Here is an 8957-nt window from a genome sequence, read left to right as displayed (position 1 = left end):
CCTTTGTCATCAGCCATGCCCGGTGTCATGGGCATAGCGGATCGACCGGCCGTCGACCTCGATCCGGGCCATGCGAATGCGCGGCTCGGTCTTGGGACGGTTGACGATGAACGACATCACCACCGTCTCGAAGCCGCGATTGCTGTCAAAGGCGTTCAGGCGAATGTAGTCGTCGCCATGCGCCTTGCGGCAATCGGCCAGCTCCATCATTACGCCCTTGGCATCCTTCAGGTCGAACATGGGGTTGCCCCACATTTCCCAATAGGTGTTCCGCGGGTGCGGGTCGTCGGTATATTCGACCCCGATGGCCCAGCCTTTCGACAGGCAATATTCGACCTGCGCAGTGATCTGCTCATCGGTCAGATCGGGCAGGAAGGAAAAACAGCCCTGAGTAATCCGCATCTTGTCTCTCCTTAGCTGACGCCCGGCGTGGGCACGAAGTCCGACGTGTCGGTCGAGGTATAGTTGAAGGTGATGTTGCCCCAGGTATCCAGCGCGGCCTCCAGCGGCTTGCACCACTTGGCGGCGGCGCGCAGGATTTCCGGGCCTTCGGTGGCAATCGCGCGGCCTTCGTTGCGGGCCAGAACCATCGCTTCCAGTGCGACGCGGTTGGCGGTCGCACCGGCCTGGATGCCCATCGGGTGCCCGATGGTGCCGCCACCGAATTGCAGCACGACATCATCGCCGAACAGGTCCAGCAGCTGATGCATCTGCCCGGCGTGGATCCCGCCCGAGGCCACCGGCATCACCTTTTTCAGATCCGCCCAGTCCTGTTCAAAGAACAGCCCGCGTTGCAGATCGACCGCGTTCACGTTCTCGCGGCAGATGTTGTAAAAGCCCTGCACGGTCATCGGGTCGCCCTCCAGCTTGCCGACGGCGGTGCCGGTATGCAGGTGGTCCACCCCGGCCAGGCGCAGCCACTTCGCGATCACGCGGAAGCTGATGCCATGGGTCTTTTGCCGGGTATAGGTGCCATGCCCCGCGCGGTGCATGTGCAGGATCATGTCGTTCTGGCGGCACCATTCGCTGATCGACTGGATCGCGGTCCAGCCGACGATCAGGTCAACCATCACCACCACGGACCCCAGTTCCTTGGCGAACTGGGCGCGACGATACATCTCCTCCATCGTGCCGGCGGTGATGTTCAGGTAATGGCCCTTGACCTCACCCGTCTGCGCCGACGCCTTGTTCACGGCCTCCATCACATACAGGAACCGGTCGCGCCAGTGCATGAAGGGCTGGCTGTTGATGTTCTCGTCGTCCTTCATGAAGTCCAGGCCGCCCTTCAGCCCTTCATAGACGACGCGGCCATAGTTCTTGCCCGACAGGCCCAGCTTGGGCTTGGTCGTCGCGCCCAAGAGCGGGCGGCCGAACTTGTCCAGACGCTCGCGCTCCACCACGATGCCGGTGGGCGGCCCCTTGAAGGTTTTCACATAGGCGACGGGGAAGCGCATGTCCTCCAGCCGTGCGGCCTTAAGCGGCTTGAAGCTGAAGACGTTGCCGATGATGGATGCGGTCAGGTTGGCGATGCTGCCTTCCTCGAACAGGATCAGGTCATAGGCGACCCAGCAGAAATACTGCCCCGGCGTGCCCGGCACCGGTTCGACCTTATAGGCCTTGGCGCGATACTGATCGCAGGCCGTCAGGCGGTCGGTCCAGACCACCGTCCAGGTCGCGGTCGAGGATTCGCCGGCCACGGCGGCGGCGGCCTCGATCGGGTCCACGCCCTCTTGCGGGGTGATGCGGAACAGCGCCAGAAGGTCGGTGTCCTTGGGTTCGTAATCGCCATCCCAATAGCCCATCTGCGCATATTTCAGCACACCGGCGGCATAGCGTTTCTTCTTGTCGGTGATTTCCGTCTTGCTTGCGTCGTCAGCCATGATGGTCCCTCCTCAGACGGTTTTCGGGTCAAGCGACCCATTCGCGTAACGCTTGGCCATCTCGTCCATCGGGATGACCTTGATCTTGCTGGCGTTTCCGGCGGTGCCAAAGGCTTCCAGCCGGTCGCGGCACAGGTCGCGCATGGCGTCCATGGCCGGTTTCAGGAACTTGCGCGGGTCGAATTCGCGCGGGTTTTGCTGGGCGATCTTGCGGAACTGGCCGGTCATCGCCATGCGGCAATCGGTGTCGATGTTCACCTTGCGCACGCCGTGCTTGATGCCTCGCACGATTTCTTCCACCGGCACGCCAAAGGTCTGGGGCATCTCGCCGCCATGGGCGTTGATGATGTCCTGCAATTCCTGCGGCACGGATGAACTGCCGTGCATCACCAGATGGGTGTCGGGCAGCTTCTTGTGGATCGCCTCGATCACCTTCATCGCCAGGATGTCGCCATCGGGCTTGCGGCTGAACTTGTAGGCGCCATGGCTGGTGCCGCAGGCGATGGCCAGGGCGTCAACCTTGGTGGCCTTGACGAAATCGACCGCCTGATCGGGATCGGTCAGCAGCATCGAATGATCCAGCTTGCCGGTCGCGCCGTGGCCGTCCTCGGCCTCGGATTCGCCCTCCAGCGAACCAAGGACGCCCAGTTCGCCCTCGACCGAGGCACCGACCCAATGCGCCATGCGGCTGACACGCTCGGTGATCTGGACGTTGTAATCATAGCTGGCCGGCGTCTTGCCGTCGCCTTCCAGGCTGCCGTCCATCATCACGCTGGTAAAGCCGTGGCGGATGGCGGTCATGCAGGTGGCTTCGTTGTTGCCGTGATCCTGATGCATGCACAAAGGGATCTCGGGATAGATCGCGGCCAGGGCCTCGATCATCTTGGCCAGCATGATGTCATTGGCATAGGACCGCGCGCCGCGGCTGGCCTGGATGATGACCGGCGCATCGGTGGCGCGCGCCGCCTCCATGATCGCCAGGCCCTGTTCCATGTTGTTGATGTTGAAGGCGGGCACGCCATAGCCATGCTCGGCGGCGTGATCCAGAAGCTGTCGCAGGGTGATAAGTGCCATGGGTTACTCCTTGCAGGCGCGGCGCGCGGCATCGGCCACGGCCTCGGGCGTGATGCCGAAATGGCGGTAAAGGGCGGGGGCGGGGGCGGATGCGCCAAAGCCCGTCATGCCGATGAAGGCGTCGGTCGGGCGCAGCATCAGCCCGTCCCAGCCAAAGCGCAGCGCGGCCTCGATGCCGATGCGCGGCGCGGTCCCCAGGATCTCGGCGCGATAGCCTTCCGACTGGCGGGCGAAGGCGTCGAAGCTGGGGGCGCTGACCACGGCGGCGCGGATGCCTTCGGCGGCCAGGGCCTCGGCGGCGGCGATGGCGATCTCGACCTCGGACCCGGTGGCAATCAGCGTCACATCGCGGCCATCGGGGGCGCGCAGCAGATAGGCCCCGCGCGCCGACAGATTGTCCGCACCGACGCGTTCGCGCAGCAGCGGCAGGTTCTGGCGCGACAGAACCATCAGCGTGGGTCGGTCGGTCGCGGCCATGGCGATTTCCCAGGCCTCGGCGGTTTCGACCGCATCGGCGGGGCGCAGCACGGTCAGGTTCGGCATGGCGCGCAAGGACGCCAGATGCTCGACCGGCTGGTGGGTCGGGCCGTCCTCGCCCAAGCCGATGCTGTCATGGGTCATGACATAGGTGACCGGAACCCCCATCAGCGCCGACAGCCGGATCGAGGGGCGGCAGTAATCGGCAAAGGCCATGAAGGTGCCGCCATAGGGCCGGAACCCGCCATGCAGCGCGATGCCGTTCATCGCTGCCGCCATCCCGTGTTCGCGGATGCCGTAATGCACATAGTTGCCGCTGAAGTCGCCGGGCTTCACCGATTGCTGGCCCTTGGTCCGGGTCAGGTTCGATCCGGTCAGGTCGGCCGATCCGCCGATGGTGTTGCTCAGCGCGGCATTGACCACGCCAAGCGCCATTTCGCTGGCCTTGCGGGTGGCGACCTTGGGGCGGTCGGCGATCAGCCCGGCCTTGTAGTCGGCCATCGCGGAAGCCAGCCGGTCCAGCCCGTCGCCCCGCTGGGCGGCGTCGAAATCGGCGGCCTTGGCACTGGCCTTGTGGCGCGCCAGCCAGTCGGCGCGGGCTTTGGCACCACGCGCGGCGACGGCGTGCCATTGGTCATAGACAGGCTGCGGGATGACAAAGGGATCATGCGGCCAGTCCAGCCACGTGCGGGCAGCGGCGATCTCGTCCCCGCCCAGGGGGGCGCCGTGAACATCATGCCCGCCCTGCTTGTTCGGCGCGCCAAAGCCGATGACCGACCGGCAGGCGATCAGGCTGGGCCGGGCGTCGGCGCGCGCGGCGGAGATGGCGCGGGCGATGTCGGCGGGGTCATGGGCGTCGCAGGCCTCGGTATGCCAACCGGCGGCGGCAAAGCGCGCGCGTTGGTCGGTCGAGGTCGACAGATCGGTGTCACCGTCAATGGTGATCTTGTTGTCGTCCCACATCACGATCAGCCGACCCAGGCCCAGATGCCCGGCCAGGTCGATCGCCTCATGGCTGATGCCCTCCATCAGGCAGCCGTCACCGGCGATGACATAGGTGTAGTGGTCCACCAGATCATCGCCCCAGCGGGCATTGGCCAGACGTTCGGCCAGGGCCATGCCGACTGCGGTGGCGATGCCCTGACCCAAGGGGCCGGTCGTCACCTCGATCCCGTCGGCATGGCCGTATTCCGGGTGCCCCGCCGTGCGCGCGCCAAGTTGGCGAAAGGCGCGCAGCTGATCCATCGGCATGTCGGCATAACCCAGCAGGTGATGGATGGCATACACCAGCATCGAGCCATGCCCGGCGGACAGCACGAACCGGTCGCGGTCGGGCCAGGTCGGGTTGGCCGGATCGACGCGCATGAACTGGTCAAACAGCACCGTCGCCACATCGGCCATGCCCATCGGCATCCCCGGATGGCCCGAATTGGCCGCCTGAACCGCATCCATCGCCAGCGCGCGGATGGCGTTCGCCATCGCGCGGTTGGTCATGTCGGGGCGGGTGATCGCAGCGTGGCTCATGGTCTCAGGCCCTTTTCGCGGTGTCGACGATGCGCAGGATCAGCGGCGTCAGGATCAGTTGCATCGCCAGATCCATCTTGCCGCCCGGAATGACGATCGAGTTCGCGCGGCTCATCCACGACCCGTTGATCATCGAGGTCAGATAGGGGAAGTCGATGCCGCGCGGGTTCTTGAACCGGATCACGACCAGCGATTCATCCGCCGTGGGGATCCAGCGCGCGACAAAGGGGTTCGAGGTGTCGACCACCGGCACCCGCTGAAAGTTCACGTCGGTTTCGGTGAATTGCGGGCAGATGCAATGGACGTAATCATGCATCCGGCGCAGGATCACATCGGTTACCGCCTCGGTCGAATAGCCGCGCTGCGCCCGGTCGCGGTGGATCTTCTGGATCCATTCCAGGTTGACGACCGGCACCACGCCGACCTTCAGATCGGCAAGCGCCGACAGGTTCACCGTGTCATTGCGCACCGCGCCATGCAGGCCTTCGTAGAACAAGAGGTCCGACCCGGCATCCAGTTCGCGCCAGGGGGTGAACTCACCGGGGGGGGTGCCGTATTTCTCGGCCTCGGCGGCGTCATGGACATAGTTGCGGGTCTTGCCCATGCCGGTCGCGGCATAGTCGCGGAACACTTCCTCCAGCTTTTCCAATTCGTTGGCATCATAGGAGAAGTGCGAAAACGTGTGGTTGCCCTCGGCGGTGCGGCGCGCCAGTTCGGCTTTCATCTCGGCGCGGTTATAGCGGTGGAAGGCATCGCCCTCGATGCTGACGGCGGTGATCCCCTCGCGCCGGAAGATCTGGTCGAAGGTGTGCTTGACCGTCGATGTGCCAGCCCCGGACGAGCCGACGACCGAAATGATGGGGTGTTTCTTGCTCATGGCTCAGCTCCTGAACAGGCTGCGGTTGCCGAACAGGCCCGAGGTCTCGGCGGTCGGCAGATCGTGATAGGCGGCGACGCGGGCGACCTTTTCGGCCGACCCAAAGACAAAGGGAGTGCGGGCGTGCAGCCGGTCGGGGGTATTGCCCAGGATGCGGTCGCAGCCGTCGGTGGCCTGACCGCCGGCCTGTTCGACCAGCATGGCAATCGGCGCGCATTCATAAATGTGGCGCAGGCGGCCGCGCTCATATCCTTTGCGGCTGTCGCCGGGATACAGGAACACGCCGCCACGGGTCAGGATGCGGTGGGTTTCCGCGACCAGGCTGGCGATCCAGCGCATGTTGAAGTTCTGGCCGCGCGGACCCTCGGCACCCTTCACCAGATCGTCGACAAAGGCCCGGATCGGCGCCGGCCAATGCCGGTGGTTCGAGGCGTTGATCGCATATTCGCTGGTCGTCGCGGGGATCGGCGGCAGCGCGCCCACGGCGACAAAGGTGCGGCTGTCGGGGTCCAGGATCCAGCGCCGCACCCCCGCGCCGGTGGTCGCCACCAGCACGCATTGCGGCCCATAGATCACATAGCCCGCCGCCACCTGATCGCCCGCCGGGCGCAGAAAGGTGGCATCGCCGTCGCCCGCTGCGGGCATGATCGAAAAGATCGTGCCGATCGACACATTGGCGTCGATATTCGATGATCCGTCCAGCGGGTCGATGGCCAGGCCCAGGTTGCCATCGGCGTTCAGTTCGACCACATCGGCCTGTTCCTCGCTGGCGAAATAGCGCACGGCGCTGCCCGCCAGGGCGTTGCGGAACAGGTCATCCGCGATCACATCCAGCGCCTTTTGCGCATCGCCATGGTCGCTGGCATCCACGGTGGCGGCCAGATCGTTGCCCAGGCCGCTGCCCGCGATGACCCGCGCCAGCTCGGCCGCGGCGCCTGCCACCCGCGCCAGCACATCCGCCAGTGCCGGGTCGTCCGCCAAACTTGACCGGTCGATGATCTGCATGACAAAGCCCCCTGCGTCCTGTCCTGCGCCAAGACTTGCCAGCGGGTTCCATAAATGAGAATTATATTGTCATGGTCGAATATTCAGAAAAATTGAACACCTCAGCCCTGCGGGCGATGGCCCCGCGCGGGCTGCGGGCGCTGCTCGCCGTGGCGGAAACCGGGTCTTATGCGGCGGCGGCGGATCGGCTGGGGCTGACCGCCCCGGCGCTGCACGCCCAGATCAAGACGCTTGAAGGCTTGCTGGGCGCCGACCTGCTGCGCCGGGTCGAGGGCGGCGGCTCCGCCCCGACCGAGATCGGCGCCCATGTCTGCGACACCGCGCGGCGCATCGACGAACAATTGCTGCGCATGGCCGAGGATGTCGCGGCGCTGCGCAGCGGCCGGGCCGGGCGGGTGGTGCTGGGCACCGTGTCCACCGCCAAGTATTTCGGTCCGCTGCTGGTGCGGATGCTGCAACAGGCCCTGCCCGAACTGGAACTGCGACTGCGCGTCGGCAACCGGCAAGAGGTGATCGACGGCATCGCCAGCGGGCGGCTGGATCTGGCGATCATGGGCCGCCCGCCCCGCGCCCCGGCAGTCGAGGCGGCGGTGATCGGGCCGCATCCCCATGTCATCGTCGCCCCGCCGGGCCACCGCCTGTCTGGCCAGCCCGCGATTCCGGTGCCCGAACTTTACGCCGAGACCTTCATCCAGCGCGAGGATGGGTCGGGCACCCGCATCCTGGCAACCCGCTGGCTGGACCGCGTGGGCGAGGGCTATCCCTTTACCCAGATCGAGATGGACAGCAACGAAACCATCAAACAGGCGGTGATGGCGGGCATGGGAATCGCCCTGCTCAGCCAGCACACCGTGACGCAGGAACTGGCCGATGGGCGGCTGGTGACGCTGCCGCTGCCGGGCCTGCCGATGGAACGCCACTGGTTCCTGGTGCGCGCCGCCGACCGCCCGCCGAACCCGGCGCGGGCGCGGGTCTGGGATCAGATCGTGGCGATGCAGGGCAGCTTTCTGCCCAGCCCGCCCTAGGCCAGCAGCGCCCGCCCCTGTCGCAGGTGCCGCGCGGCCAGATCGCGCGCGTGGGCGCCCTGCACGATTGGCCGCACCGGGTCGGGGAAGGTGCCGTGGTCGCGCAGATCGGGGAACAGCGCCAGAATCTCGTGCTGCGTGTCGGCATCGACAGCGGCCATCGACAGCGGCGCGGGCAGGAAGCTTTCGGTCGCCGCGCCTTCGGACAGCACCAGTTCATGCCGATCGAACAGCAGGTGGACATAGGTGACGCGCGGCTGATCCTGCGCGATCTCGACCCCCGGCAGGGCCAGCAACTGCCGCGCGGCGACCAGCACCTCGGGCGTGCCGAACAGCCGCTGCGCCAGGTCGGACCGCAGCAGGATGCGGTGCTGCGGCGATACCAGCAGATCACGCACCGGCACCCCTGGCGCCAGCGACCCGGCCCGCAGGCGGATCGGTCGAAGCTGCGGATTGTCGTCCAGATCGGCCGCCGACAGCCGCCGCATCCCGACCCAGCGCAGCGGGCGCGGGCCGCGATCCAGCGTCACCACCAGATCACCGGGCCGCAGCCGATGCGCGGCCACCGGCCCCGAGGGCGTCAGGATCCGCGTCTGCGCGGCAAAGCACAGCAGCTTGCGGGTAAAGCTGGCATCGCGGTCGGTTCGGAAATAGCCATCGGTCCGCCCGGTCAGGTTGAAGCCAGGGCTGACGTTCAGCTCGACCTGCTGGCCGGTCTGATTCAGCGTTCCCGCAAAGACGATATTGGCGGTGTCCGACCGGATGATCGTGCCGGTAAAGCTGCGGGCAACGGGCGGCGTGGCGGCGTTGTTATCGTTATCGAACAGAAAGCTGATGGTGACCGTCGCGCCCACCGACATCACGAAACCGCTGTTGCCGCTGGTGGTGATGGTCAGATTCGAGGTGGTCGTGACATTCTGATAGCGCGTCATCGCGCCACCGCTCATGTTGCCGATGCCAGTGCCGAAGGCGACCGAAAAGGCCGTGTTCGGGATGTCGGAAATCGTCTTCATCGCCGCCCCCCTGCGTGGCGGCGATTCTTATCATTGCCGCAGCCTTGCGGCACGGGAATAATCGCGGGAAAGGATCAACTTT

General features: G+C 65.9%; 8 protein-coding genes. 1 reads left to right on the top strand and 7 read right to left on the bottom strand.

The features are described 5' to 3' along the window. Positions 1–9: 9 nt before the first annotated feature. From ACEYYA_RS14250 to ACEYYA_RS14225, 6 genes are read right to left on the bottom strand one after another with little or no spacing between them, the layout of a single operon-like run. Positions 10–402 carry a ribulose bisphosphate carboxylase small subunit gene (locus tag ACEYYA_RS14250; RefSeq protein ID WP_374801582.1) on the bottom strand — a complete coding sequence of 131 codons (393 nt, stop codon included), beginning with the start codon at positions 400–402 and terminating at the stop codon, positions 10–12. 11 nt (positions 403–413) lie between these two features. Next, positions 414–1880 carry a form I ribulose bisphosphate carboxylase large subunit gene (locus tag ACEYYA_RS14245; protein ID WP_374801581.1) on the bottom strand — a complete coding sequence of 489 codons (1467 nt, stop codon included), beginning with the start codon at positions 1878–1880 and terminating at the stop codon, positions 414–416. Between the two features lie 12 nt (positions 1881–1892). Beyond that, positions 1893–2954, bottom strand: coding sequence for a class II fructose-bisphosphate aldolase (fba, locus tag ACEYYA_RS14240; RefSeq protein ID WP_374801580.1), 1062 nt, complete (start codon positions 2952–2954; stop codon positions 1893–1895). A 3-nt stretch (positions 2955–2957) separates the two neighbouring features. After that, positions 2958–4955, bottom strand: coding sequence for a transketolase (gene tkt / locus ACEYYA_RS14235; RefSeq protein WP_374801579.1), 1998 nt, complete (start codon positions 4953–4955; stop codon positions 2958–2960). A 4-nt stretch (positions 4956–4959) separates the two neighbouring features. Continuing rightward, on the bottom strand, positions 4960–5832 hold the full coding sequence (locus ACEYYA_RS14230; RefSeq protein WP_374801578.1) for a phosphoribulokinase: 873 nt from the start codon (positions 5830–5832) through the stop codon (positions 4960–4962). Between the two features lie 3 nt (positions 5833–5835). Next, positions 5836–6837 (bottom strand): class 1 fructose-bisphosphatase, encoded by a 1002-nt coding sequence (locus tag ACEYYA_RS14225; RefSeq protein ID WP_374801577.1) that lies wholly within the window; start codon positions 6835–6837, stop codon positions 5836–5838. Positions 6838–6908: 71 nt separating this feature from the next. Here ACEYYA_RS14225 and ACEYYA_RS14220 point away from each other — a divergent pair, with 71 nt between their 5' ends. After that, positions 6909–7862 (top strand): LysR family transcriptional regulator, encoded by a 954-nt coding sequence (locus ACEYYA_RS14220; RefSeq protein WP_374801576.1) that lies wholly within the window; start codon positions 6909–6911, stop codon positions 7860–7862. Here the strand turns inward: ACEYYA_RS14220 and ACEYYA_RS14215 are convergent. Beyond that, positions 7859–8875 (bottom strand): Hint domain-containing protein, encoded by a 1017-nt coding sequence (locus ACEYYA_RS14215; protein WP_374801575.1) that lies wholly within the window; start codon positions 8873–8875, stop codon positions 7859–7861. The two genes, ACEYYA_RS14220 and ACEYYA_RS14215, sit on opposite strands and share 4 nt — an antisense overlap. Positions 8876–8957: the final 82 nt, after the last annotated feature.

Source organism: Paracoccus zhouxuedongae (assembly GCF_041927815.1).
In the GTDB taxonomy this organism is placed as follows: domain Bacteria; phylum Pseudomonadota; class Alphaproteobacteria; order Rhodobacterales; family Rhodobacteraceae; genus Paracoccus.
The sequence above is the reverse complement of the archived record's forward strand: the minus strand, read 5'-3'. Positions and strand labels throughout refer to the sequence as shown.

Coding starts and splice junctions, on each gene's coding strand:
- fba (WP_374801580.1), bottom strand. CDS start 2,954: ATGGCACTTATCACCCTGCGACAGCTTCTGGATCACGCCGCCGAGCAT.
- ACEYYA_RS14215 (WP_374801575.1), bottom strand. CDS start 8,875: ATGAAGACGATTTCCGACATCCCGAACACGGCCTTTTCGGTCGCCTTC.
- ACEYYA_RS14225 (WP_374801577.1), bottom strand. CDS start 6,837: ATGCAGATCATCGACCGGTCAAGTTTGGCGGACGACCCGGCACTGGCG.
- ACEYYA_RS14245 (WP_374801581.1), bottom strand. CDS start 1,880: ATGGCTGACGACGCAAGCAAGACGGAAATCACCGACAAGAAGAAACGC.
- ACEYYA_RS14220 (WP_374801576.1), top strand. CDS start 6,909: ATGGTCGAATATTCAGAAAAATTGAACACCTCAGCCCTGCGGGCGATG.
- ACEYYA_RS14250 (WP_374801582.1), bottom strand. CDS start 402: ATGCGGATTACTCAGGGCTGTTTTTCCTTCCTGCCCGATCTGACCGAT.
- tkt (WP_374801579.1), bottom strand. CDS start 4,955: ATGAGCCACGCTGCGATCACCCGCCCCGACATGACCAACCGCGCGATG.
- ACEYYA_RS14230 (WP_374801578.1), bottom strand. CDS start 5,832: ATGAGCAAGAAACACCCCATCATTTCGGTCGTCGGCTCGTCCGGGGCT.